At 72.2% G+C, this 23,956-nt stretch carries 20 protein-coding genes and 1 riboswitch; of the genes, 6 read left to right on the forward strand and 14 right to left on the reverse strand.

The features are described 5' to 3' along the window. Window positions 1-16: 16 nt before the first annotated feature. From OG521_09885 to OG521_09900, 4 genes are all read right to left on the reverse strand, one after another. Window positions 17-667, reverse strand: coding sequence for a thymidine kinase (locus tag OG521_09885; protein ID WUW21082.1), 651 nt, complete (start codon window positions 665-667; stop codon window positions 17-19). 63 nt (window positions 668-730) lie between these two features. Then, window positions 731-1,918 carry an alkaline phosphatase family protein gene (locus OG521_09890; protein ID WUW21083.1) on the reverse strand — a complete coding sequence of 396 codons (1,188 nt, stop codon included), beginning with the start codon at window positions 1,916-1,918 and terminating at the stop codon, window positions 731-733. Further along, entirely contained in the window at window positions 1,918-2,514 is a 597-nt protein-coding gene (locus tag OG521_09895; protein ID WUW21084.1) for a DUF5998 family protein, read from the reverse strand. Before OG521_09895 ends, OG521_09890 begins: the two co-directional genes overlap by 1 nt. Window positions 2,515-2,593: 79 nt before the next feature. Then, complete coding sequence (locus OG521_09900; protein ID WUW21085.1) at window positions 2,594-5,467, reverse strand: GNAT family N-acetyltransferase; 2,874 nt, start codon at window positions 5,465-5,467, stop codon at window positions 2,594-2,596. Window positions 5,468-5,640: 173 nt separating this feature from the next. Here OG521_09900 and OG521_09905 point away from each other — a divergent pair, with 173 nt between their 5' ends. Next, the gene (locus OG521_09905) at window positions 5,641-5,922 is read left to right on the forward strand and encodes an HPr family phosphocarrier protein (protein WUW21086.1); all 282 of its coding nucleotides are present in this window, start codon (window positions 5,641-5,643) and stop codon (window positions 5,920-5,922) included. Between the two features lie 176 nt (window positions 5,923-6,098). Here OG521_09905 and OG521_09910 read toward each other — a convergent pair whose 3' ends face one another. From OG521_09910 to OG521_09925, 4 genes are all read right to left on the reverse strand, one after another. Further along, the gene (locus OG521_09910; GenBank protein WUW21087.1) at window positions 6,099-6,806 is read right to left on the reverse strand and encodes a GntR family transcriptional regulator; all 708 of its coding nucleotides are present in this window, start codon (window positions 6,804-6,806) and stop codon (window positions 6,099-6,101) included. Between the two features lie 219 nt (window positions 6,807-7,025). Then, window positions 7,026-7,865, reverse strand: coding sequence for a M23 family metallopeptidase (locus OG521_09915; GenBank protein WUW21088.1), 840 nt, complete (start codon window positions 7,863-7,865; stop codon window positions 7,026-7,028). Window positions 7,866-7,878: 13 nt separating this feature from the next. After that, window positions 7,879-8,046, reverse strand: a riboswitch (cyclic di-AMP (ydaO/yuaA leader). Between the two features lie 211 nt (window positions 8,047-8,257). Next, window positions 8,258-9,640 carry an insulinase family protein gene (locus tag OG521_09920; GenBank protein WUW26630.1) on the reverse strand — a complete coding sequence of 461 codons (1,383 nt, stop codon included), beginning with the start codon at window positions 9,638-9,640 and terminating at the stop codon, window positions 8,258-8,260. Window positions 9,641-9,666: 26 nt separating this feature from the next. Further along, window positions 9,667-11,043 (reverse strand): insulinase family protein, encoded by a 1,377-nt coding sequence (locus OG521_09925; GenBank protein WUW21089.1) that lies wholly within the window; start codon window positions 11,041-11,043, stop codon window positions 9,667-9,669. A 247-nt stretch (window positions 11,044-11,290) separates the two neighbouring features. Between OG521_09925 and OG521_09930 the strand changes: the two genes are divergently transcribed. Continuing rightward, window positions 11,291-13,741, forward strand: a complete 2,451-nt coding sequence (locus OG521_09930) for a DNA topoisomerase IV subunit A (GenBank protein ID WUW21090.1) — start codon at window positions 11,291-11,293, stop codon at window positions 13,739-13,741. 25 nt (window positions 13,742-13,766) lie between these two features. Here the strand turns inward: OG521_09930 and OG521_09935 are convergent, their stop codons facing one another. Continuing rightward, window positions 13,767-14,870 (reverse strand): GTP-binding protein, encoded by a 1,104-nt coding sequence (locus OG521_09935; GenBank protein ID WUW21091.1) that lies wholly within the window; start codon window positions 14,868-14,870, stop codon window positions 13,767-13,769. Between the two features lie 19 nt (window positions 14,871-14,889). Continuing rightward, complete coding sequence (locus OG521_09940) at window positions 14,890-16,050, reverse strand: citrate synthase/methylcitrate synthase (GenBank protein WUW21092.1); 1,161 nt, start codon at window positions 16,048-16,050, stop codon at window positions 14,890-14,892. Window positions 16,051-16,189: 139 nt separating this feature from the next. On the opposite strand from OG521_09940, the gene OG521_09945 reads away from it, so the two are divergent. Beyond that, window positions 16,190-17,494 carry a citrate synthase gene (locus tag OG521_09945; protein ID WUW21093.1) on the forward strand — a complete coding sequence of 435 codons (1,305 nt, stop codon included), beginning with the start codon at window positions 16,190-16,192 and terminating at the stop codon, window positions 17,492-17,494. A gap of 29 nt (window positions 17,495-17,523) precedes the next feature. Here OG521_09945 and OG521_09950 read toward each other — a convergent pair whose 3' ends face one another. After that, a complete protein-coding gene (locus tag OG521_09950) occupies window positions 17,524-18,543 on the reverse strand; it encodes a LacI family DNA-binding transcriptional regulator (GenBank protein WUW21094.1) in 1,020 nt (339 codons plus the stop codon). Between the two features lie 96 nt (window positions 18,544-18,639). Between OG521_09950 and OG521_09955 the strand changes: the two genes are divergently transcribed. Together OG521_09955 and OG521_09960 are read left to right on the forward strand one after the other, a co-directional pair. Beyond that, entirely contained in the window at window positions 18,640-20,286 is a 1,647-nt protein-coding gene (locus OG521_09955; protein WUW21095.1) for a sensor histidine kinase, read from the forward strand. Next, window positions 20,283-20,963 (forward strand): response regulator, encoded by a 681-nt coding sequence (locus OG521_09960; protein WUW21096.1) that lies wholly within the window; start codon window positions 20,283-20,285, stop codon window positions 20,961-20,963. The genes OG521_09955 and OG521_09960 overlap by 4 nt, the downstream gene beginning before the upstream one ends. A 16-nt stretch (window positions 20,964-20,979) precedes the next feature. On the opposite strand, the gene OG521_09965 is transcribed toward OG521_09960, so the two are convergent. After that, a complete protein-coding gene (locus OG521_09965; protein ID WUW21097.1) occupies window positions 20,980-21,363 on the reverse strand; it encodes a helix-turn-helix transcriptional regulator in 384 nt (127 codons plus the stop codon). Between the two features lie 107 nt (window positions 21,364-21,470). Here OG521_09965 and OG521_09970 point away from each other — a divergent pair, with 107 nt between their 5' ends. Then, the gene (locus tag OG521_09970; protein WUW26631.1) at window positions 21,471-21,833 is read left to right on the forward strand and encodes a DoxX family protein; all 363 of its coding nucleotides are present in this window, start codon (window positions 21,471-21,473) and stop codon (window positions 21,831-21,833) included. Window positions 21,834-21,889: 56 nt separating this feature from the next. Here OG521_09970 and OG521_09975 read toward each other — a convergent pair whose 3' ends face one another. After that, window positions 21,890-23,482 (reverse strand): cation acetate symporter, encoded by a 1,593-nt coding sequence (locus OG521_09975; protein WUW21098.1) that lies wholly within the window; start codon window positions 23,480-23,482, stop codon window positions 21,890-21,892. After that, the gene (locus OG521_09980) at window positions 23,479-23,955 is read right to left on the reverse strand and encodes a DUF485 domain-containing protein (GenBank protein ID WUW21099.1); all 477 of its coding nucleotides are present in this window, start codon (window positions 23,953-23,955) and stop codon (window positions 23,479-23,481) included. Before OG521_09980 ends, OG521_09975 begins: the two co-directional genes overlap by 4 nt. Window position 23,956: the final 1 nt, after the last annotated feature.

The raw sequence follows: 23,956 nt of genomic DNA on the forward strand, positions 1-23,956 counted from the left end.
GCCGGGCCCGCGCCCCTCAGTCGGAGGCCACCGGCAGGACGTCCGGCGAGAGCGCGCCGGCGTGGACGGAACCGCTCGTCATGCGGCGGCGGTGATGGCGCCGGCACAGCACCTCGTAGCCGACCTCCTCGGCCGGGCTGCTCACATCACCGACGACGACCTGCTCGCCCTCCACCACCATCTCGCCGCCCACCGTACGGGCGTTGTGCGTGGCCCGCTCGCCGCACCAGCACATCGCCTCCACCTGCAGCGTCTCGACCCGGTCCGCCAGCTCGATCAGCCGCCGTGAGCCGGGGAAGAGCTTCGTACGGAAGTCGGTGGTGATCCCGAAGGAGAAGACGTCCAGGTCCAAGTCATCGACGACCCGCGCCAGTTGGTCGATCTGCACCGGTTCCAGGAACTGCGCCTCGTCGACGATCAGGTAGTCGACCCGGCCGCCCTGCGACACCCGGTCGACGACATAGCCGTACAGGTCCATGCCCTGCACCGCCTCGACCGCCTCGGTCACCAGGCCGAGCCGTGAGGAGAGCTTCCCCGACCCCGCCCGGTCGTCCCGGGTGAAGTTCAGGCCCTGCAGGCCTCTCGCCGACCGGTTGTGCGCGATCTGCAGCGCCAGCGTGCTCTTTCCGCAGTCCATCGTTCCGGAGAAGAACACAAGCTCGGGCATGAGGGGTCGAACACCTTTCGGAACGGGCGGAGCGGGGAGGGCGGCGGAGTGGAACGGCAGGGCCTACGAGCGTACTTCGAGGAGCGGGACGAGCTGCTCGACGGGGGTCATCGAGCCGTGCATGCCGACCATCGCGGACTCGTGCGGCTCGTTGCGCGAGGCGGTGATCACCACGTCGTCGTGGGCCGCCGCGACCACGTCGCCGATCCGGCCCAGCACCCGCTCGTCGATGCGCGGGCCGAACCAGCCCGCCTCGACGGCCTCCTCACGGCTCGCCACCCAGAACTGCTCGCCGAGCACCTCGCGCCAGACGGTCAGCACATCGGCCTCGGCGCCCGGCACGGCGTAGACATGACGGGCCCGGCCCTCGCCGCCGAGCAGGGCCACTCCCGCGCCCAGCTCCCAGTCCTCGTCGAAGTCGATCCTGGACTGTTCGTCGAACGGGATGTCGATCATGCCGTGGTCGGCGGTGATGTAGAGCGCCGTGCGCGGCGGGAGCTGTTCGGCGAGGCGCCGGGCCAGCCCGTCGACGTACATCAGCTGACCGCGCCAGGCGTCGGAGTCGACACCGAAGCGGTGCCCCTTGCCGTCGACCTCGCTGTAGTACGTGTAGACCAGCGACCGGTCACCGGCGGCCAGCCGCTCGGCGGCCACGTCCATCCGCTCCTCGCCGGTGAGCCGGCCCAGGAACGAGCCGCCGCTGAGCGCGACCTTGGTGAGCGGGGTCTGCTCGAAGGTGGGGGCGGAGACCTGAGCGGTACGGACTCCGGCGGCGTCGGCGAGCTGGAAGACGGTGGGGTAGGGCTGCCAGACCTTCGGCGGCGTCCAGGGCTTCCAGCGGAGCTGGTTCATCAGCTCGCCGGTCTCCGGATTGCGGGCCGTGTAGCCGGGCAGTCCGTGCTCGCCCGGCGGCAGCCCGGTGCCGACGGAGGCCAGCGAGGTCGCGGTCGTCGCCGGGAAGCCCGCCGTGATCGGGCGGCCCGTGCCGCCGCGCGAGGTGGGCAGGAGGGAGTGCAGGAACGGCGCCTCGTCGGGATGCGCCTTGATCTGCTCCCAGCCGAGGCCGTCGATCAGGAAGACGCAGTTCCGGTCGGCGGGGGTGAGCTCGGGGATCGCGGCCGTGAAGCCGGGGACCTCCTGTCCCGCGACGAGGGTGGGCAGCAGGTCGGCGAGCGAGCCGCTGCCGTACTCCGGGACGGGAGCGGTGTCGACGGGCAGCAGTACCGGGTCCTGCCAGGAAGGCTGGACCATCAGCGGCCGGCCGCCGCGGTCGCGGCCGTGGCCTCGGAGAGCGCCTGGGCGAACGCGAGGGTCTGGCGCACGGTGTCGGGGCCGTCGCCGGCCTCGCTGACCCGCAGGCTCAGGTCGTCGGCGGTGGAGCTGCCGGTGTAGCCGTGGTCGGCCTCGCAGTTGGGGTCGCCGCAGGCGGCGGGCTCCAGGTCGATCCGGGAGACCGCGCCCCAGCCGATGGTCAGGACGACCTCGCGGGGCAGGGTGCCCGGGACGTACTTCTCCGGGTTGGCCACGACCCGGCTGACCACGACCGAGGAGATCCGGTCGAGCTTGACCGACTCGGTGGAGGTGGTGGCGTACGGCGTCGGGGAGCTGGTGTCGGCGTTCTGCTCGTCGGTGTGGCTGACGATGAAACGGGTGTCGGTGAGCACCAGCACCGTGACGTGGCGGCGCACCTCGTTGGAGTCGAAGGTGGTCTCCTGGTGCACCAGGTACGAAGCGACCGGCTCACCGCCGACGGCGGCCTCCACCGCCTCGGCCACGAGGGCCGGGTAGTAGCCGCTGCGCTCGATCGCCGCGCGCAGCCCCTGGGTCGTCGTACCGGTCTTAGCCATACGCACCATCCTACGGGGGGCTGATGGCTGCCGGGGACGGTCCGGCCGCCGCTGCCGGGCGGGTCCGGGGTGGCGCGGGTCAGTAGTTGGACAGCCGCCGGGGGCCGAGGTCGGTACGGGCCGGGGGCGGCGAGAGCCGGACGCTCGCCCCGAGCACGGTCAGCCCCTGGGTGGCGACCACGACCGGTTCCAGCGCGATGGAGACCACCTCGGGGTGGTCGTCGACCAGCCGGGAGACCCGCAGCAGCAGTTCCTCCAGCGCGGCGGTGTCCACGGGGGCCGAGCCGCGCCAGCCGAAGAGGACGGGGGCCGCCCGGATGGAGCGGATCAGTTCGGCGGCGTCGCGGTCGGTGGCGGGGACCAGCCGGTGCGCGGTGTCGCCGAGGAGTTCGGAGGGTGCGCCGGCCAGGCCGAAGGAGAGGACGGCGCCCGCGGCCGGGTCGATGGTGGCCCGTACGACGGTGTCGACGCCGCGCGGGGCCATCGCCTGCACGACGGGCCGCAGCTCGGCGGGCTTGCCGAGGAGGCCGGTCAGTTCGCCGTACGCGCGGCGCAGCGCGGACTCGCCCCCGAGGTCCAGTCGGACCCCGCCGAGGTCGGCGCGGTGGCGCAGGTGGGGTGCGGTGGTCTTCAGCGCCACCGGGTAGCCGAGCCGGGCGGCCGCTGCCACGGCCTCCTCCGGGCCGGGCGCGGGCAGCGTCGGCCGGACGGCGATGCCGTAGCAGGCCAGGAGTTCACGGGCCTCGTCGTGTTCCAGGGGCCTGCCGCGCGGATCGGGGTCGCGGCCGAGCAGGGTGTCGATGAGGGCGGCGGCGGCCGGTTCGTCGATGGTGTCGTCGAGGAACTCGGGCACCTTTCCGGGGACGGCTGCCTGCCGGCGCCACTGGGCGTACTTCACGGCTTCGGCGAGCGCCCGGACCGCACGTTCGGCGGCGGGGTAGGCGGGGATCCGGCCGGGGACGCGGGGGGCTTCGGGGTCGGTGGCGGCGGAGTCGTCGGGGGCGGGGGCAGTGGCGGCGGGGGCAGTGGGCGGGGCCGGGCGGGACGCGAGGGGGGCCGCCGCCGGGCGTTGCTGGGCGACCGTGCTGGTGGCGGCGGCCAGCGCCTCCGCCAGGCCGCCGATCTCCACATGGACCACGGCCACCGGCTTCGCCGGGCCGGTGGCGGCCGCCGCGCGCAGGGCGGTGGCCAGGACCTCCCCGTCGCCCGTCTCCGCCTCGCCGTCCTCGCCCACCCACGGGATCGCCGTCACGATGACCGCGTCGCAGCCGCCGTCGGCCAGCGCCTCGGCCAGTGCGTCCCGGAAGTCCTGCGGGGTGGCGGCGGTGGTGAGGTCGACGGGCGGGCGCGGGCGGAGCCCCTCCGCCAGGCAGGCGTCGTACGTGAGCAGGCCGAGGGACTCGGAGTTGCCGAGGATCGCGACCCGGCCGCCCGCGGGGAGCGGCTGGCCGGCCAGGAGCAGTCCGGCATCGACCATCTCGGTCACCGTGTCGACGCGGATCACGCCCGCCTGCCGCATCAGCGCGGAGACCGTGGCGTCCGGGATCCGGCTGACGGGGACGGCGTGGCCGGGCGGGGTGGAGCCGCTGTGCCGGGCGCCCTTGACGACGACCACCGGCTTCACGGCCGCCGTCCGCCGGGCGAGGCGGGTGAACTTGCGGGGGTTGCCGAGCGACTCCAGGTACAGCAGGGCGACGTCGGTGTCCGGGTCCTCGTACCAGTACTGCAGGAAGTCGTTGCCGGAGATGTCGGCGCGGTTGCCGGCCGAGATGAAGGTGGAGAGGCCCGCGCCGCGCCGGTAGAGCCCGGAGAGCAGCGCGATGCCGATGGCGCCGGACTGGGTGAACAGGCCGATGCGCCCGGAGGCGGGCCGTTCGGGGGCGAGGGAGGCGTTGAGCCGGACCGCGTCGGAGTTGTTGATGATGCCGAAGGCGTTCGGGCCGATGATCCGCATGCCGTACGAGCGGGCCTGGCGGACCAGTTCGCGCTGGCGTTCACGGCCCTCGGCGCCCCATTCGGCGTATCCGGCGGAGAGGACGACCAGGCCCTGGACGCCGTGTTCGCCGCAGTCCGCGACGGCCTCCGGCACCCGGTCGGCGGGTACGGCGACGACCGCGAGGTCGACGGGTTCGCCGATCTCGCCGAGGGAGCGGTGGGCGGGGACGCCGTCGATGGTGTCCTGGTCCGCGGCCAGGGCGCTGTTCACGGCGTAGACGCGGCCGGTGAAGCCTGCGCCCAGCAGGTTCCGCAGGACCGTGCGGCCGACGCCGCCGGGCGTGCGGCCCGCGCCGATGACGGCGACGGAGCCGGGGGCGAGCAGCCGCTGCACGGACCGGGCCTCGGCGCGCTGTTCGCGGGCGCGCTGGACGGCGAGGGATTCGGCGGTCGGTTCGAGGTCCAGGGTGAGGTGGACGGCGCCGTCCTCGAAGCTGCGCTGCTGGGTGTACCCGGCGTCCCGGAACACCTTGATCATCTTGTTGTTGGCGGGCAGCACCTCGGCGGCGAAGCGCCGGATGCCGCGTTCGCGGGCGACGGCCGCGATGTGTTCGAGGAGGGTCGAGGCGACACCGCGGCCCTGGTGCGCGTCCTGGACGAGGAAGGCGACCTCCGCCTCGTCGGCCGGCGCCGACGCGGGCCTGCCCTGGGCGTTGATCCGGTCGAAGCGGACGGTCGCGATGAACTCGCCGCCCACCGTGACGGCCAGTCCCACCCGGTCGACGTAGTCGTGATGGGTGAAGCGGTGGACGTCCTTGGCGGAGAGCCGGGGGTAGGGAGCGAAGAAGCGGTAGTACTTCGACTCGTCGGAGACCTGCTCGTAGAAGCTGACCAGCCGTTCGGCATCGTCCGTGGTGATCGGCCTGATACGGGCGGTGCCACCGTCGCGGAGCACCACGTCCGCCTCCCAGTGATCGGGGTAGGCGTGATGCGGACTCTGCTCCGGAGAGGGCTGCATGGCCAAAGCCTACGGCTCCGTCAGCGGTCGCGTGGGTGCCGGGGCCGGGGCAGTCTGAGGGTGGCCGACCGACGGCAGGGCGCGCGCTGCGGGCGGTCCGGGAGTCGGCCCGAGCATCGCGCACTGCATGAGAGACTGGTCTAGACAACCATTGATTCGTGAAGGGCAGAACCATGGCTGAGCGCCGCGTCAACGTCGGTTGGGCCGAGGGCCTGCACGCCCGCCCCGCTTCCATCTTCGTCCGTGCCGCCACGGCTTCCGGAGTCCCCGTGACCATCGCCAAGGCCGACGGCAACCCGGTGAACGCGGCCTCCATGCTCGCGGTGCTCGGCCTCGGCGCACAGGGCGGCGAGGAGATCGTCCTCGCGTCCGACGCGGACAACGCCGAAGCCGCTCTGGACCGCCTGTCCAAGCTGGTCGCCGAGGGGCTCGACGAGCTCCCGGAGACCGTCTGACCCCGACCGGTCACCACGCGGGCCTTCCGCGAAAGAGCCGCGGCACCCCCGACCGGGAGCCGCGGCTCTTTGGTTTACGCAAAAGGCACGGGCAGCCGAATGACCGCACAGCGGCGAATTCGGGCAGCTTAAAGAAAGCCCTGCGGAATGCCTATTCTTTGTATACGGCGCAATTGTTAATGCCGGCCGCTCGCGGTGTTTACGGCATGTTGCGAAGTCCTCACCCGGCCGGCGTGGGCCGCCGCGGCGTCCGGCCGGCCGGGGCGGCGCAGCCGGTGCGCGGCGGTGGCCCGCTCGGCGTGCTGGGCGGCCAGGGCCCTCGCCCGTTCCGCGTCACCGCGCGCCACGGCGTCCACGATGGCTCCGTGCTCGGCCCAGGACTCGGCGGGGCGGGCGGGCTGCTCGACCGCGTACATCCAGGCGATCTTGTGCCGGAGCTGGGTGAGCAGAGCGATCAGGCCGGGGCTGCCGGAGGCCTGCGCGAGCGTCTCGTGGAACCAGCCGCCCAGGGACCGCAGGTCCTCGCCCTCGCCGCGGCGGGCCCGCTCCTGACCCAGCCTGACCAGGCCGCGGAGGACTTTGAGGTGCGCGTCGGTGCGCCGCTGGGCGGCCCTGGCCGCGCCGAGCGGCTCCAGCAGCATCCGCACCTCCAGGAGGTCGGCGGCCTCCTGCTCGGTGGGCTCGGCGACGCAGGCTCCGGCGTGCCGGCGGGTGACCACGAATCCCTCGGACTCCAGGGTGCGCAGCGCTTCCCGTACCGGGACGCGGGAGACCCCGTAACGCCGCGCGAGCACCTCCTCGGTGAGTCGGCTGCCGCGCTCGAAGACACCCGAGACGATGTCTTCACGGATTGCCGTGCATACCGAATGCGCCGGAATGCGCATGTCCGAACCTCCGCCTTAATCCCCGCGAAACGCGGCCGATCGACGCCTGTCCTGTGACTCTATTGCAATGCGGTCGCATTTCCGATGCCGGGTGGAAATTCATGAATATCTTTTGGTCACCGACCGGTCCGGACGGGTGCGGCGCGCATGGCGACGCGGCGGCGGGGAACGCCGAAGGCCCCGGCGTGGTCGCGGGGCCTTCGGGGAGTCTTCGGACGGTCAGACGGTGACGCCGTGGGCGCGCAGGTAGGCGACCGGGTCCATGTCGGAGCCGTACGACGGCGTGGTGCGGGCCTCGAAGTGGAGGTGCGGCCCTGTGGAGTTGCCGGTCGAGCCGGAGAGCCCGATCTGCTGCCCCTGGCCGACGCTCTGGCCGACGGAGACACCGATCGAGGAGAGGTGGCCGTACTGGGTGTACGTGCCGTCCGTCATCCGCAGCACGATGTTGTTGCCGTACGCGCCGCCCCAGCCGGCCTCGACGACCGTGCCGGCGCCGACGGCGACGACGGAGCTGCCGGACGCGGCGTGGAAGTCGATGCCCGAGTGGCTGCCGGAGGACCAGAGGGAGCCGCTGGACTTGTAGCCGGTACTCACGTACGAACCGGCGACGGGGAGCTGGAAGGAGCCGAGCCGGGCGCGCTCGGTGGAGCGGGCGGCGCGCGAGGCGCCCTCGCGGGCCGCCTCGGCACGGGCGGCGGCCTTCACCTTCGCGGCAGCCTTCGCCTTGGCCTTCGCGGCGGCCTCGGCCTTCTTCTTGGCCTCCGCCTTCTTCTTGGCGTCCGCCTTGGCCTGGGCCTTCTTCTTCGCGGCGTCGGCCTGGTGCTGCTGCGCGTCCGCCTGTGCGGCGATCCGGTCGGCGAGGTCACCCTCGATGGCGATGACCTGGGTCAGACCGGTCTCGCTGACGGCGGGGGTCTCGGCGTCCGAGGCGAGGGCCGGGGAGGCCAGTCCGCCGATGACGCCGGTGGTGGCGAGAGTCGCGATGCCGACGGCCTTCGCGCCGGTGCGCGTCAGACGGCTCGGGGCACGGTGCTTCCCGGTGGCACGGGTGAACGCCATGAAGTGGCTGGTCCTTTCCTTCCTTCTCGCCTACCGGGTTAGCTGACGGGTTCGGAGCAGGAAGGTCTCCTACGGATCCCCCGGCCTCGTGCGAGGCTCAGGCATCCGATTCACCCCAGGGACTGCGTGGGTCCCCGGCTCCCCAGGCTCGCGCCTGACGGGGACTCGGCGATGGCTGCCCGGTACGTCGCGGATGCGGCATACGAGTGACAGACAGCGGAGCCGACGCTAAACGGGGGCACTTCCCGCCACCAAACGGACAGGCCGTTTTGTAGCGCATCCCACAGGGCAGACAGGCAACCTCCCCCACAAAACAGACAAAAGGGAAGCACCTGACGAGGCGTGCTCCGTCAGGTGCTTCCCTTTGCCCGGGTATCGGGCGAAACAAGCGGTCAGCCGGCGACGACCGACACCTCGCCGATGCCGAGTGCCCGGACGGGCTCCTCGATCTGCGAGGCGTCCCCGACCAGGACCGTGACCAGCCGGTCCCCGGGGAAGGCGTTGACCACGGCGGCCGTCGCCTCCACCGTGCCGGTGTCGGCCAGGCGCGCGTACAGCTGCGCCTGGTAGTCGTCCGGGAGGTGCTGCTCGACCTGGTCGGCGAGGGTGCCCGCGACGGACGCGGCCGTCTCGAACTTCAGCGGTGCGACACCGACGAGGTTCTGCACGGCCGTCTCGCGCTCGGCGTCCGTCAGGCCCTCGGCCGCCAGGGTCCGCAGGACCTTCCACAGGTCCTCCAGCGCCGGGCCGGTGGACTCCGTGTCCACGGAACCGCTGATGGCGAGCATCGCGGCCCCCGTCGCACCGGCGGCGGAGCCGGGCGCCGAGGAGCGCAGCACCTGGGCGAAGGCCCGCACGCCGTAGGTGTAGCCCTTCTCCTCGCGCAGCACCCGGTCGAGCCGGGAGGTGAGCGTGCCGCCCAGGCAGTACGTGCCGAGCACCTGGGCCGGCCACACGCTGTCGTGCCGGTCGGCGCCGATCCGGCCGATCAGCAGCTGCGTCTGCACCGCACCCGGGCGGTCCACGATGACCACGCGGCCGGTGTCGTCGGCGGTGATCGGCGGGACGGGGCGCGGCGCGGCGGTGTTGCCCGACCAGTCGCCGAGGGTGTCGGCGAGCAGCGCGTCCAGGTCGATCCCGGTGAGGTCGCCGACGACCACGGCGGTCGCGGTGGACGGCCGGACGTGTGCGTCGTAGAAGGCGCGCACGGCCGCCGAGTCGATCCGCTCCACGGTCTCCTCGGTGCCCAGGCGCGGGCGCGACATGCGGGCCGTGGCCGGGAAGAGCTCCTTGGAGAGCTGCTTGGCGGCGCGCCGGGCGGGATTGGCCTGCTCGTGCGGGATCTCGTCGAGCCGGTTGTTCACCAGCCGCTCGATCTCGCTGTCGGCGAAGGCGGGGGCCCGCAGTGCCTCGGCGACCAGGCCGAGCGCCTTCGCGAGCCGGGAGGCCGGCACCTCCAGGGAGACCCGGACACCGGGGTGGTCCGCGTGCGCGTCGAGCGTGGCACCGCACCGCTCCAGCTCGGCGGCGAACTCCTCGGCGCTCTGCTTGTCGGTGCCCTCGGACAGGGCGCGCGACATGATCGTGGCCACCCCGTCCAGACCCTCGGGCTCGGCGTCCAGAGGGGCGTCGAGGAAGATCTCGACGGCCACGACCTGCTGGCCGGGGCGGTGGCAGCGCAGCACCGTGAGGCCGTTGGGCAGGGCGCCGCGCTCGGGTGCGGGGAAGGCCCAGGGCCTGGCGACGCCGGGTGCGGGCTGCGGGTGGTACTCCATCGAAACTCCAGTCGCGGCAGCGTCGGTCACTTGTCCGCTCCTTCGTGCGCGTCGGTGTCGGTGGCGGCGCCGTCTTCCGCCTCTTCGGCGGATTCGGCCGACTCGACCGGCTCGTAGACCAGCACCGCCCGGTTGTCGGGGCGCAGCTGGGCCCTGGCCGCCGCCTTGACCTCGTCGGCCGTGACGTCGAGGACCCGGTGCACGGCGGTCAGGGCGAGCTGGGGGTCGCCGAACAGCACCGCGTACCGGCACAGTTCGTCGGCGCGGCCCGCGACCGTACCGAGACGGTCCAGCCACTCGCGCTCCAACTGGGCCTGCGCGCGCTCCATTTCCTCGGGCGTGGGCCCCTCCTCGGCGAACCGGGCGAGCTCCTCGTCCACCGCGGACTCGATCTGCGCCACCTCGACGCCGCCGGACGTCTTGACGTCCAGCCAGCCGAGCGAGGGCGCACCGGCCAGGCGCAGCAGTCCGAATCCGGCCGCGACGGCCGTGCGGTCGCGGCGGACCAGGCGGTTGTGCAGCCGGGACGACTCGCCGCCGCCCAGTACGGTCAGCGCGAGGTCGGCGGCGTCGCACTCCCGGGTGCCGTCGTGCGGGAGCCGGTAGGCGGCCATCAGCGCACGCGCCGGGACCTCCTCGCGGACCTCCTCGCGCAGCTGGCCGCCGATGGTGCCGGGCAGCGCGCCGTCACGCGGCGGCTGCTTGCCGTCGTGCGAGGGGATGGAGCCGAAGTACTTCTCGATCCAGGCGAGGGTCTGCTCGGGGTCGATGTCGCCGACGACCGAGAGCACCGCGTTGTTGGGCGCGTAGTACGTACGGAAGAAGGTCTGCGCGTCCTCGAGGGTCGCGGCGTCCAGGTCGGCCATCGAACCGATCGGGGTGTGGTGGTACGGGTGGCCCTCCGGGTAGGCGAGCGCCGTCAGCTTCTCGAACGCGGTGCCGTACGGGACGTTGTCGTAGCGCTGGCGGCGCTCGTTCTTGACGACGTCACGCTGGTTCTCCATGGACTCCTCGTCGAGCGCGGCGAGCAGGGAGCCCATCCGGTCGGCCTCCAGCCACAGGGCCAGCTCCAGCTGATGCGTGGGCATCGTCTCGAAGTAGTTGGTCCGCTCGAAGCTGGTGGTCCCGTTGAGGGAGCCGCCGGCGCCCTGGACCAGCTCGAAGTGTCCGTTCCCCTTGACCTGGCCGGAGCCCTGGAACATCAGGTGCTCGAAGAGGTGAGCCAGACCGGTGCGTCCCTTGACCTCGTGGCGCGAGCCGACGTCGTACCAGAGGCACACCGCGGCGACCGGGGTCAGATGGTCCTCGGAGAGCACCACGCGCAGGCCGTTGGCCAGACGGTGCTCGGTCGCTGTCAAGCCGCCGGAGCCGGCCTGGGCTGTGGCCGTGTGACCCATGGGCATGTACGTCCCTTCGATCGCGATACTGGATGTGATGCGAGACCTGCCACTGTAAGCAAGCGCACCGACACCTGGCGAAGTTCCCGTACCGCGAAAGTTCGCGAGAACGAGCGTTCCGGCCGCTCCGGGACGGGTGGAGAACGCCCTTTGGGACGGGTCGAGGTCGGGGTTGTCAGTGGAGCGGTCCACAATGGTGCGCGTCAGAACCTGAGGTTGCCCGAACCGAATCCGTGAAGGAGTCGCAGCAGCGATGGCCCGCCGCAGCACGAAGACCCCGCCGCCGGACGACTTCGAGGAGAAGATCCTCGACATCGACGTCGTCGACGAAATGCAGGGCTCCTTCCTCGAGTACGCGTACTCCGTGATCTACTCACGGGCCCTGCCGGACGCCCGTGACGGCCTGAAGCCGGTGCACCGCCGCATCGTCTACCAGATGAACGAGATGGGCCTGCGCCCGGAACGCGGCTTCGTGAAGTGCGCCCGCGTGGTCGGCGAGGTCATGGGTAAGTTGCACCCGCACGGCGACGCGTCGATCTACGACGCGCTGGTGCGGATGGCACAGCCGTTCTCCATGCGGCTCCCCCTCGTCGACGGACACGGGAACTTCGGCTCGCTCGGCAACGACGACCCGCCGGCCGCCATGCGGTACACCGAGTGCCGGATGGCCGACGCGACGTCGTTGATGACGGAGTCGATCGACGAGGACACCGTCGCCTTCCAGTCGAACTACGACGGCCAGGAGCAGGAGCCTGTCGTCCTCCCGGCCGCCTACCCGAACCTCCTGGTCAACGGCACGACCGGGATCGCGGTCGGCATGGCGACCAACATGCCGCCGCACAACCTGGGCGAGGTCATCGCCGCCGCCCGCCACCTGATCAAGCATCCGGGCGCGGACCTGGAGACCCTGATGCGGTTCGTCCCCGGTCCGGACCTGCCGACCGGCGGCCGGATCGTGGGTCTGGGCGGCATCAAGGACGCCTACGCGGCCGGCCGCGGCTCGTTCAAGATCCGCGCCACGGTCGCCGTGGAGAACGTCACCCCGCGCCGCAAGGGCCTGGTCGTCACCGAACTGCCCTTCACCGTCGGCCCGGAGAAGGTGATCGCCAAGATCAAGGACCTGGTCTCGTCGAAGAAGCTCCAGGGCATCGCGGACGTCAAGGACCTCACCGACCGCTCGCACGGACTGCGTCTGGTCATCGAGATCAAGAACGGTTTCGTGCCGGAGGCCGTCCTGGAGCAGCTCTACAAGCTGACGCCGATGGAGGAGTCCTTCGGCATCAACAACGTGGCGCTGGTCGACGGCCAGCCGCTCACGCTGGGGCTCAAGGAGCTCCTGGAGGTCTACCTCGACCACCGCTTCGACGTGGTCCGCCGGCGCAGCGAGTTCCGCCGGACCAAGCGCCGCAACCGGCTGCACCTGGTCGAGGGTCTCCTCGTCGCGCTGATCGACATCGACGAGGTCATCCGCCTCATCCGCTCCAGCGACAACTCGGCGCAGGCGAAGGAGCGGCTCATCGAGCACTTCTCGCTGAGCGAGATCCAGACCCAGTACATCCTGGACACCCCGCTGCGCCGGCTGACCCGGTTCGACCGGATCGAGCTGGAGAGCGAGCGGGACCGGCTCAACGCCGAGATCGACGAGCTGACCGCGATCCTGGAGTCGGACACCGAGCTGCGCAAGCTCGTCTCCACGGAACTGGCCGCTGTCGCGAAGAAGTTCGGCACCGACCGGCGCACGGTGCTGCTGGAGTCGGCCGGATCGCAGGTGGCCTCGGTGCCGCTGGAGGTCGCGGACGACCCCTGCCGGGTGCTGCTGTCCTCGACCGGGCTGCTGGCGCGCACCGCCAACGACGAGCCGATCGAGTTCGCCGAGGACGCCAAGCGGGCCAAGCACGATGTGATCGTGTCGGCGGTCGCGGCCACCGCGCGCGGCGACATCGGCGTGGTGACGTCCACCGGGCGGCTGATGCGGCTGCCGGTGATCGATCTGCCGCAGCTGCCGGACACCCATGCGGCGCCCAACCTCTCGGGCGGGGCGATGGTCGCGGAGTTCCTCACGCTGGACGCGGACGAGGAGGTCGTCTGCCTCACCACGCTGGACGAGGCGTCACCGGGGCTGGCGATCGGCACCCTGCAGGGCGTCGTGAAGCGCGTGGTGCCCGACTACCCCGCGAACAAGGACGAGCTGGAGGTCATCACCCTCAAGGACGGTGACCGCATCGTCGGCGCGGCCGAACTGCGCACCGGTGAGGAGGACCTGGTCTTCGTCACCTCGGACGCGCAGCTGCTGCGCTATCCGGCGGCGCAGGTACGTCCGCAGGGCCGTCCGGCCGGCGGTATGGCGGGCGTGAAGCTCGCGGCGGGGGCGGAGGTGCTCTCGTTCTCGGCGGTGGATCCGGCGGTGGACGCGATGGTGTTCACGGTCGCGGGTTCGCACGGCACGCTGGACGATTCGGTGCTGACGTGCAAGCTCACCCCGTTCGACCAGTATCCGCGCAAGGGCCGGGCGACCGGCGGGGTGCGCTGCCACCGGTTCCTCAAGGGCGAGGACGTGCTGGTGTTCGGCTGGGCGGGTGCGACGCCGGCCCGGGCCGCGCAGAAGAACGGCACGCCGGCGGCACTGCCCGAGCCCGATCCGCGGCGCGACGGTTCCGGCACTCCGCTGGAGAACCCGGTCGCCGTGATCGCCGGCCCCGTGTAGGCCGCCGGCCCGGTGGCGGCGCGCCCTACGCGTCGTCGTCGCCGGGCTGTTGCACGTACCGCAGGACGCCCCACATGGCTCGCTCGTGTGCGGCGTCCTGCGGTGTTTCCGGCCCCGCATCCCCCGGCTCCCGGCAGCTTTCGAGTTCCTTGCGCAGGGCCGGGGCGTCGACGCCGGAGCCGATGAGGACGAGCCGGGTCAGCCGCGGCTCGCCGCGCGTCCAGGGGCGCGGGGCGAACCTCAGGAACCGGCCGACGGCGTGCACCCCGTACGCGTGGTCCGCGTCGCCCGCGCCGAAGTCGACGTACCCCTTGATCCGGTAGAGGCCCTCGGGCCGGGAGTCGAGGAACTCCATCAGCCGGCGGGGGTCCATCGGCACGTCGGAGGTGAAGTCGACGCTCTCGTACACCGTGTGCAGATGGTCCCCGTGCTCCTCGCCGGTCTCCCGCGCGCGCTCCTCCAGGTACAGGTCCTCGAAGGTGAGCTGACGGGCCTTCTCCTCGCCGTCGGGCCGCAGCGCCGGGTCGAAGAGCAGCTCGGGATCGATGCGTCCGTACGTGGCGGGGATGACGGCCGCCGTGCTGCCGGTCGCCGCGACGGCCTCCCGGACCCGGGTCCGCTCCGCCTCCCCGGCCCGGTCCGTCTTGTTCAGCACCACGAGGTCGGCAACGGCGAGGTGGCGGTCGATCTCCGGATGGCGCTCCCGGGTGGCCCCGAACTCGGCGGCGTCGACGACCTCGACCAGTCCCCCGTACAGGATGTGCGGGTTGTCGCTGGCGAGGAGCATGCGCACGAGTTCCTGCGGTTCGGCGAGCCCGCTCGCCTCGATGACGATCACGTCGAGGCGGGCGGCGGGCCGGGTCAGGGTCTCCAGGTAGGCGTCCAGTTCGCTCGCGTCGACCGCGCAGCACAGGCAGCCGCCGCCCAGCGAGACGGTCGAGCCGACCTGTCCGGAGACGGTCATGGCGTCGATCTCGATGGACCCGAAATCGTTGACGATCACGCCGATCCGGTTTCCGGCGCGGTGGCGCAGGAGGTGGTTGAGCAGCGTCGTCTTGCCGGATCCCAGGAATCCCGCGAGGACGATGACCGGGATCTGCTGGCTGCGGGGCGGCGACGACGGGCTCAACGGGGGCCTTCCTGCGGGGTCAGACGGCCGGGACCGGCTGGGGCGGGGGCGGACCGATGTAGCGGGCCGCCGGGCGGATGATCTTCGAGTCCTCCGCCTGCTCCAGGATATTGGCGCTCCAGCCGACGACCCGCGCCGCGCAGAAGGTCGGGGTGAACATCTCGCGGGGCAGCCCGCACAGCTCCATGACCACTCCGGCGTAGAACTCCACGTTGGTGTGCAGCTCACGCCCCGGCTTGAGTTCGGCGAGGATCGCCTCGACCTGCCGTTCCACCTCGACGGCGAAGTCGACGAGCGGTCCGCCGAAGCTCTGGGCGATGCCGCGGAGCATGCGCGAGCGGGGGTCCTCGGTGCGGTAGACCGGGTGTCCGAAGCCCATGATCCGGTCGCCGGCGAGCACGCGCTCGCGGATCCAGCCGTCGATGCGGTCGGGGGTGCCGATGGCGTCCAGGGTGTCGAGGGCGCGGCTGGGCGCACCGCCGTGCAGCGGTCCGGAGAGCGCGCCGACGGCCGCCACCAGGCAGGCGGCGACGTCGGCGCCGGTGGAGGCGACGACGCGGCCGGTGAAGGTCGAGGCGTTGAAGCCGTGGTCGACCGTGGAGATGAGGTACTGCTCGACAGCCCTGACCCGGGCGGCGTCCGGTACGGACCCGGTGAGCATGTAGAGGTAGTTCGCCGCGTAGGGCAGGTCGTCGCGCGGCTCCACCGGTTCGAGTCCCTGGCCGAGCCGGTGCAGGGCGGTCAGCACGGTGGGAACGGCGGCGCACACGGTCAGGGCGTCGCTGCGGCGCCGCTCCGCGTCGATGTCGTACACCGGGCGGAAGCCGGCCGAGGCGCCCAGCAGGGAGAGAGCGGTGCGGAGCCCGGCGAGCGGACCCGATACGGCACCCGCACGGGCTATGGCGGGCAGGGCGTCGCGGACCGCGGCGGGCAGCGTGCGCAGCGCGGCGGTCCGGGCCGCGAAGTCCGCCCGCGCTGCCCGGGTCGGCAGCTCGCCCTCCGTCATCAGGTACCACACGTCCTCGAAGCTGCGGTTCTGCGCCAGTTCGATCGCCGAGTACTGCCGGTAGTGGTAGAAGCCTTCGCGGCCCCGGACGTCACCCAGGGCGGTTTCGGTGACGACGACACCCGCGAGTCCCCGGGGGACGTCGAGCGGTGTGCCGGCGGTGGTGGTCGTCATTGCTTCCTCCATGGACATTCCTGGGACCGAACAGTGCGGTGACTGAAGATTCCGGTGACCGTTGACATTGATTCGACTGTCCATGCTTGACTTAAGATCTGTCAATGTTGATTGAATCAATATGGATACGGTGGACACCATGACGGATCAAGCAGGTGCGGGCGGATTCGCCGAGCCCTCCGCGCAGCGGCTCACCACACGGGAGACGGCCGAGCGCCTGGGCGTGAAGCCCGAAACGGTGTACGCGTACGTGAGCCGGGGCCAGCTCAGCAGCAACCGCGCCCCGGGCGGTCGCGGAAGCACGTTCGACGCGGCGGAGGTCGACGCCCTGGCGCGCCGTACCGGGCGCAGGGAGCCGGCCGCCCCGGTCGGCGGCCTCGCCTTCCCCACCGGCATCACGCTCATCGGGAGCGACCGGTACTACTTCCGGGGCGTCGATGCGACGGAGCTGGCACGGCGGCATGCGTACGAGGAGGTCGCCGAGTGGCTCTGGACCGGGGAGCTGCGGCCCGGTGTCCGCTTCACGGCGCCTGCCGAGGCTCTCGCCGCGGCCCGGCGGGCGGTCGGTGCGCTGCCGCCGCACGCCGGGTCGACGGACCGGCTGCGGGTCGCGGTCATCGCGGCCGCCGCGACCGATCCGCTGCGCTTCGACCTGTCGCGCGAGGCGGTGCTGGGCGGGGCCCGGAGCCTGATCCCGACGCTGGTCGCCGCGCTGCCGACGGTCGCCGACGAGGCCGTCACGCAAGCCGCGGCGGTCGGGGACGAGGCATCTCGACTGGCCCCGCAACTGTGGCCGAAACTGACCGGCCGCCCTGCCGACGAGGCGTCGCTCGCCGTGCTGGACACCGCTCTGGGGCTGCTGATCGACCACGACCTGGCCGCCTCCACCCTGGCGGCGCGGGTCGCCGCATCGGCGCGCGCCCATCCGTACGCGGTGGTCTCAGCGGGACTCGGAGTGCTGGAGGGTCCTCTGCACGGCGCCGCGAGCGGGCTGGCGCACCGCATGCTGACCGAGGTCCTGGAGCGGGGCGGGGCGGCTCCCGTGGTCGCGGACCATCTGCGAACCGGGCGCCGGGTGCCGGGCCTCGGTCACCGGCTCTACACCGGCGAGGACCCCCGGGCGACGACCCTGTTCGCCCTGCTCGCGCGGATCCCGGAGGCGGCGCCGGCCCTGGCCGCGGCCCGTGACGTCGTCGCCACGACCGCCCGTCACGCCCCCCTGCACGCCAACGTCGATCTGGCGCTCGCCGTGCTCTCCGTCTCCTCGGGCATGGCCGTGGAGGCGGGCGAGACCGTGTTCGCGGTCTCCCGCACCGCGGGCTGGATCGCCCATGCCCTGGAGGAGTACGGGGAGCGCCCGCTGCGGATGCGCCCCAGCGGGCAGTACACCGGACCGCAGCCGCCTCAGCCGTTGCCCGTCGCCACAGGGGAACCTTCGCAATAGACGGTTCGCGTGACGCAAATAAGCGACGGTCAGCGGGAAACGGTGCGCGGGGGCTGGGCGGTGGATCCGCGTACCACCAGCTCGGGCTCGTAGAGCAGCTCCTCGGAGGGCACCGTACGGCCCCCGATCTGCACGGAGAGCAGCTCGACCGCCGCCCGCCCCATGGCCTCGATCGGCTGGCGCACCGTGGTCAGCGGCGGCTCGGTGCAGTTCATGAACGCCGAGTCGTCGTAGCCGACGACGGAGACGTCGGCCGGGACCGAGAGACCCCGGCGGCGCGCGGCGCGCACCGCCCCCAGGGCGAGCACGTCACTGGCGCAGATGATCCCGGTGATGCCCTCGTCCAGCAGCCGCATGGCGGCCGCCTGTCCGCCCTCCAGCGAGTACATCGCCCGGGCCACCCACTTGTCCGGCATGGTCGTGCCGGCTTCCTCGGCGAGCGCCCGGGCCGCGGCGAGCTTGCGCTGCGAGGGCACGTGGTCCGAGGGGCCGAGCACCAGCCCGATGCGTTCGTGGCCGAGCGACACTAGGTGGCGCCAGGCCTGCTCGACGGCCACCGAGTCGTCGCAGGAGATGCCCGGGAAGTCGAGGTGGTCGATGGCCGCGTTGATGAGGACGACGGGGATCTTCCGGTCGGCCAGCACCTTGTAGTGGTCGTGCGGGGCGTCGGTCTGGGCGTAGAGGCCACCGGCGAAGACGACGCCCGAGACCTGCTGCTGCAGGAGCAGCTCGACGTACTCCGCCTCCGAGACGCCGCCCTTGGTCTGGGTGCACAGGACGGGGGTGAGGCCCTGCTGCGCGAGTGCGCTCCCGACCACCTCCGCGAAGGCGGGGAAGATCGGGTTCTGCAGCTCGGGCAGGACCAGGCCGACGAGCCGGGCCCGCTCGCCGCGCAGCTGGGTCGGCCGCTCGTATCCGAGGACGTCCAGCGCGGACAGGACGGCCTGCCGCGTGGCGTCGGAGACTCCTGGCTTGCCGTTGAGCACCCGGCTGACCGTGGCCTCGCTGACTCCAACCTTCTGTGCCACCTGAGCAAGTCGTCGCGTCATGTGCGCAAGATTAGCGCAAGAAGCGCAAGCCGATTGCGTTGACCTGGAAACGAGACGATTTTCGGAAAGCGCCGGAAGGCGCTTACCGTCTTCACGATGAGCGCCCCACCGCCCACGGTCAGGAGGCCCCGTCGGCTCGGCTGGCCCCGGCGGGTCTTCTCGCAGGTCCTGCTGATGCAGCTGGCCGTAGCCACCGGCGTCACCGTACTCGCCACCGGCCTCTTTCTGGCACCCCTCAGCGCACAACTGGACGACCAGGCGATGCGCCGCGCCCTGTCGATCGCGCAGAGCACCGCCGCCCAGCCGCAGATCGCCGAGTCGCTCCTGGCGACGGAACCGGAGCCCCGGGGCCCCGTCCAGTCCGCCGCGGAGCGGATCAGGCGTGCCACGGGCGCGGAGTACGTCGTCGTGATGGACCGCCGCGGGGTGCGCTGGTCGCACCCGGACCCGGCCCGGATCGGGCGGGTGGTCTCCACCGACCCGGGTGAGGCGCTCGCGGGCCTGGAGGTCAGGGAGATCGACGACGGCACGCTCGGGCGCTCCGCCCGCGGCAAGGTGCCGCTGCGCGACGCGTCCGGGGACATCGCGGGCGCGGTCTCCGTGGGCATCGCGTACGACAGCGTCCGAGCCCGGCTCCTCGCGGCGATCCCCGGACTGCTCGCCTACGCGGGCGGGGCGCTGGCCGTGGGCGCGCTCGCCGCCCTCCTGATCTCCCGGCGGCTGCAACGGCAGACCCACGATCTGGCCTTCTCCGACATCGCGGCGCTGCTGACGGAGCGCGAGGCGATGCTGCACAGCATCCGGGAGGGCGTCGTGGCGCTCGACCGGACCGGCCGGATCCGCCTCCTGAACGACGAGGCGCAGCGGCTCCTCGGGGTCGGTCCCGAGGCGTCGGGGCGTCCGCTGACCGAGGCACTCGGCACCGGGCGGACCGCCGACGTGCTGGCCGGCGAGGTGGCGGGCGAGGACCTGCTGACGGTACGCGGCAGCCGGGTGCTGCTGGCCAACCGCATGCCGACCGCCGACGGGGGTGCCGTCGTCACCCTCCGCGACCGCACCGAGCTCGAACACCTCGGCCGCGAACTCGACTCCACCCGTGGGCTGATCGACGCCCTGCGCGCCCAGGACCACGAGCACGCCAACCGGCTCCACACGCTTCTGGGGCTGCTGGAGCTGGAGCTGCACGAGGACGCGAGGGAGTTCGTCACCGAGGTCGTCGGCGTCCACCGGGCCACCGCGGAACAGGTCGCCGAGAGGGTCCGCGATCCGCTGCTCGCCGCGCTGCTGGTGGGCAAGGCGACGGTCGCGGCGGAGCGCGGCGTCGCCCTGCGCATCGCCCCCGGCACGCTTCTCCCCGACCGGCTCGTCGACCCCCGCGGGCTGGTGACGGTCGTCGGCAACCTGGTCGACAACGCGCTGGACGCGGCCGCCGGATCGGACGGCGCCCTGGTCGAGGTCGGGCTGCGGACCGAGGGCCGTACGGTGGTGCTGCGGGTCCGCGACAGCGGTCCCGGTGTCCCGCCCGCACAGCGTGGATCGATCTTCACGGAGGGCTGGTCGACCAAGGAGCTCCCGGCGCACGGCAGGCGCGGCCTCGGGCTCGCGCTGGTACGACGGCTGGCCGAGCGCCAGGGCGGCAGCGTGGCGGTGGACACGGCGGACGAGGGCGGGGCCGAATTCACCGTCGTGCTCCCCGAGGCCATGACCGAGGCGGAATCCGACAGGGCGGGAGCGGCACGGTGATCGAGGTCCTGGTCGTGGACGACGACGTCCGGGTCGCGCGGATCAACGCGGCCTACGTCTCCAAGGTGCCCGGATTCCGGGTGGCCGCCCAGGCGCATTGCGCCGCCGACGCGCTCCTCGCGGTCGAGAACGGGCCGGTGGACCTGATCCTGCTGGACCACTACATGCCGGACCGCAGCGGGCTGGCGGTGGTGCGGGAGCTGCGCGGCCTCGGCCACCGCACGGACGTGATCATGGTGACTGCGGCGCGCGACGTCGCCACGGTCCAGGAGGCCATGCGCCAGGGGGCCCTGCAGTACCTGGTGAAGCCGTTCACGTACGCGGGGCTGCGGACCAAGCTGGAGGCGTACGCGGCGCTGCGGCACACCCTGGAGGGCGGCGGCGAGGCCGAGCAGGGGGACGTGGACCGGCTCTTCGGCGCTCTGTGGACGGCGGGCGAGCCCGATCTGCCCAAGGGGCACTCGGCCACGACGGCGGAACTCGTCCGCACGGCGCTCCGCGGCTCCGACGGCCCGCTCTCCGCCCAGGAGGTCGCGGAGAGCGCCGGGATGAGCCGCCAGACCGCCCAGCGCTATCTGAAGCTGCTGGAACGCTCCGGCCGCGTCCGGCTGACCCTGCGCTACGGCGAGACGGGCCGCCCCGAGCACCGCTACGCGTGGGTCACCGGCGGGACGTGACCGTGCTCCTCCCGCCTTACGGGCGGGGGTGCTCCGAGTCGTAGGACGACTGGCTCAGCTCGATGCCGGCGTTGTGGTCGACGGCCCACTCGGCCAGCTTCACGGCCGGCTCGATCAGGGTGCGTCCCCTCGCGGTGAGTTCGTACTCGACCCGCGGCGGGACCTCGGGGAACACCGTGCGCGACACCAGTCCGTCGCGCTCCAGGTTCCGGACGGTGCGGGTGAGCATGCGCTGCGAGATGCCGGGGATGCGCTGCTGGAGTTCGGTGAAGCGCATGCGTTCGCCGTCGAGCGTGGCCACGACGAGCAGGGTCCACTTGTCGCCGATGCGGTCCAGGATGCCGCGGACCGCCCGGCCTCCGTCGCCGCGGATGAGGCAGCTGTGGCGGTACTTCGACATGGGCGTCCTCTGTTCGCAAGGCACACCTGTGTGCCTTTTGTAAGCGTTCCGATAGTCACCGACTATGTGCCTGCTTACAAGTCGTCACCATGACGGAGGACACGAACATGGAGATCGCCTACTGGATCGTCGCCGGGCTCCTGGCGGCCTTCTACCTGTACGCGGGTGGCAAGAAGGCCGTGCAGAGCCAGGAACGGCTGGCGCCGATGATGGGCTGGGTGGACACGGTCCCGATGTGGCTGGTCCGGGTCATCGGCGCCGTCGAGATCCTCGGTGCCGCCGGTCTGGTGCTGCCGCCGCTCACGGGGATCGCGCCCGCCCTCGCGGTGGCGGCGGCGCTGGGCCTGCTCGTGCTCCAGGTGCTGGCGACCGCCCTGCACCTGTCCCGCAGCGAGGTCAGGGAGACCGGGCTCAACGCCGCGCTCATCGTGCTCGCCGCGGCGGCCGCCTGGCTTGCCACGGCCTGGTGAGGCGGGGCAGGGGGCCGGCCCCCTGCCGTCACGCGTCGCCTGTCACCCCGCACCCGTCACACCGCGCCGGCTCCGGTGAACGCACGTACCTCGGTCTCCGCGTACTTGGCCTCGTCGGGCGGCTCGGCCGAGGTGACCGTGCCGATCCAGCCGGCCAGGAAGCCCAGCGGGATGGAGACCAGGCCGGGGTTCTCCAGGGGGAAGAGCTGGAAGTCCACGCCCGGGAAGAGCGAGGTGGGGCTGCCCGAGACGACCGGGGAGAGCAGGACGAGCAGGACGGCGGGGATGAGACCGCCGTAGACCGACCAGACCGCGCCGCGCGTGGTGAACTTCCGCCAGAACAGCGAGAAGAGCAGCACCGGCAGGTTCGCGGAGGCGGCGACCGCGAACGCCAGGCCCACCAGGAACGCCACGTTGAGGTCCTGGGCGAGCAGGCCCAGCCCGATGGCGACCACCCCGATGCCCGCCGCGGCGACCCTGGCCACGGCGACCTCGCTGTGCTCCCGGGAGCCGGGTCGCCTGAGCGAGGCGTAGAGATCGTGGGCGACGGACGCGGACGAGGCGAGGGTGATGCCGGCGACGACCGCGAGGATGGTCGCGAAGGCCACGGCGGCGACCACGGCGAACAGAATCGTCCCGCCGGTCGATCCCTCGCCGCCGCCCAGGACCAGGGCGAGCAGCGGAACCGCCGTGTTCCCGGCGGGGTTCGACTCCCGTACGTCGGCCGAGCCGACCAGCGCGGCCGCTCCGAAGCCGAGGACGATCGTCATCAGGTAGAAGCTGCCGATGAGGCCGATGGACCAGACGACCGACCGGCGGGCGGCGCGGGCGGTGGGCACGGTGTAGAAGCGCGACAGGATGTGCGGAAGGCCCGCCGTGCCGAGCACCAGGGCCAGTCCCAGACTGATGAAGTCGAAGCGCGCCGTCCAGCTCCCGCCGTAGCGGAGGCCGGGTGAGAGGAACTCCTTGCCGTAACCGCTCCGGTCGGCGGCCGAGTTGAGCAACTCGTTCACGTTGCCGTGGAAGTGGACGAGGACCAGCACGGTGAGCACCACGGTGCCCACCATCAGCAGGACGGCCTTGACGATCTGGATCCAGGTGGTGGCGCGCATGCCGCCGAGCGACACGTAGACCACCATGAGGGCGCCGACCCCGATGACCGTCCAGGAGCGTGCGGCGCCGCTCGTCCCGCCGAGGAGCAGGGCGACGAGGCTGCCCGCCCCCACCATCTGCGCCACCAGGTAGAGCACGGAGACGGTGACGGACGAGGTCCCCGCCGCGATCCGGACCGGGCGCTCCGCCATCCGCGCCGCGACCACGTCGGCGAGGGTGAACCGGCCGCAGTTGCGCACGAGTTCCGCGACCAGCAGCAGCACGACGAGCCACGCGACGAGGAAGCCGACCGAGTAGAGCATGCCGTCGTAGCCGAAGAGGGCGATGAGTCCGGAGATGCCGAGGAACGAGGCGGCCGACATGTAGTCGCCGGCGATGGCGAAACCGTTCTCCATGGGGGAGAACAGCCGGCCGCCGGCGTAGAACTCCTCCGCCGAACCGTGCCGGTTGCGGCTCACCCAGGTGGTGATGCCGAGCGTCACGGCGATGAAGGCACTGAACAGCAGCAGCGCCAGGGTCTGGTGGTTCCCGCTCAACGCACGATCCCCCGCGTCATCTCCTGCGTGTCCCAGCGCAGATCGAGCGCGGCCCGGTCCCTGCGCAGCCGCGCGTGCCGCGCGTAGGCCCCGGTGAGCAGGAACGTGGTGAGGAACTGCCCGAGTCCCGCGACCATGGCGACGTTGACCGCCCCCGCCACCGGACGGGCCATCAGACCGGGCGCGGTGACCGCCGTGACGACGTAGGCGAGATACCAGACGAGGAAGGCGAGGGAGGCGGGGACGACGAACCGCCGGTAGCGGCGGCGCACCTCCTGGAAGGCCTCGCTGCGCTGCACCTCCAGATAGATCTCGGCCGCGCTGGGGCCGCGCCGGGACTCCGCGGGGCCGGGCGCGGCGGCGGGCGCGAAGCTGCCCGTGCCGTCGAGTTCCCCCCATCCGGAGGCCAGCGCGTCGTACCACGGGTCTTCGAGTCGCGTCGCCGCGGCCTCGCGCCCTGCTTCCTTCTCCACC

This window comes from Streptomyces sp. NBC_01463 (assembly GCA_036227345.1).
Taxonomy (GTDB): Bacteria; Actinomycetota; Actinomycetes; order Streptomycetales; family Streptomycetaceae; genus Streptomyces.

What these genes read in the sequence shown, in the direction of transcription:
- OG521_09885 (WUW21082.1), bottom strand. Translation starts at nt 667, where the DNA reads ATGCCCGAGCTTGTGTTCTTCTCCGGAACGATGGACTGCGGAAAGAGC.
- OG521_09890 (WUW21083.1), bottom strand. Translation starts at nt 1,918, where the DNA reads ATGGTCCAGCCTTCCTGGCAGGACCCGGTACTGCTGCCCGTCGACACC.
- OG521_09895 (WUW21084.1), bottom strand. Translation starts at nt 2,514, where the DNA reads ATGGCTAAGACCGGTACGACGACCCAGGGGCTGCGCGCGGCGATCGAG.
- OG521_09900 (WUW21085.1), bottom strand. Translation starts at nt 5,467, where the DNA reads ATGCAGCCCTCTCCGGAGCAGAGTCCGCATCACGCCTACCCCGATCAC.
- OG521_09905 (WUW21086.1), top strand. Translation starts at nt 5,641, where the DNA reads ATGGCTGAGCGCCGCGTCAACGTCGGTTGGGCCGAGGGCCTGCACGCC.
- OG521_09910 (WUW21087.1), bottom strand. Translation starts at nt 6,806, where the DNA reads ATGCGCATTCCGGCGCATTCGGTATGCACGGCAATCCGTGAAGACATC.
- OG521_09915 (WUW21088.1), bottom strand. Translation starts at nt 7,865, where the DNA reads ATGGCGTTCACCCGTGCCACCGGGAAGCACCGTGCCCCGAGCCGTCTG.
- OG521_09920 (WUW26630.1), bottom strand. Translation starts at nt 9,640, where the DNA reads ATGGAGTACCACCCGCAGCCCGCACCCGGCGTCGCCAGGCCCTGGGCC.
- OG521_09925 (WUW21089.1), bottom strand. Translation starts at nt 11,043, where the DNA reads ATGCCCATGGGTCACACGGCCACAGCCCAGGCCGGCTCCGGCGGCTTG.
- OG521_09930 (WUW21090.1), top strand. Translation starts at nt 11,291, where the DNA reads ATGGCCCGCCGCAGCACGAAGACCCCGCCGCCGGACGACTTCGAGGAG.
- OG521_09940 (WUW21092.1), bottom strand. Translation starts at nt 16,050, where the DNA reads ATGACGACCACCACCGCCGGCACACCGCTCGACGTCCCCCGGGGACTC.
- OG521_09945 (WUW21093.1), top strand. Translation starts at nt 16,190, where the DNA reads ATGACGGATCAAGCAGGTGCGGGCGGATTCGCCGAGCCCTCCGCGCAG.
- OG521_09950 (WUW21094.1), bottom strand. Translation starts at nt 18,543, where the DNA reads ATGACGCGACGACTTGCTCAGGTGGCACAGAAGGTTGGAGTCAGCGAG.
- OG521_09955 (WUW21095.1), top strand. Translation starts at nt 18,640, where the DNA reads ATGAGCGCCCCACCGCCCACGGTCAGGAGGCCCCGTCGGCTCGGCTGG.
- OG521_09965 (WUW21097.1), bottom strand. Translation starts at nt 21,363, where the DNA reads ATGTCGAAGTACCGCCACAGCTGCCTCATCCGCGGCGACGGAGGCCGG.
- OG521_09970 (WUW26631.1), top strand. Translation starts at nt 21,471, where the DNA reads ATGGAGATCGCCTACTGGATCGTCGCCGGGCTCCTGGCGGCCTTCTAC.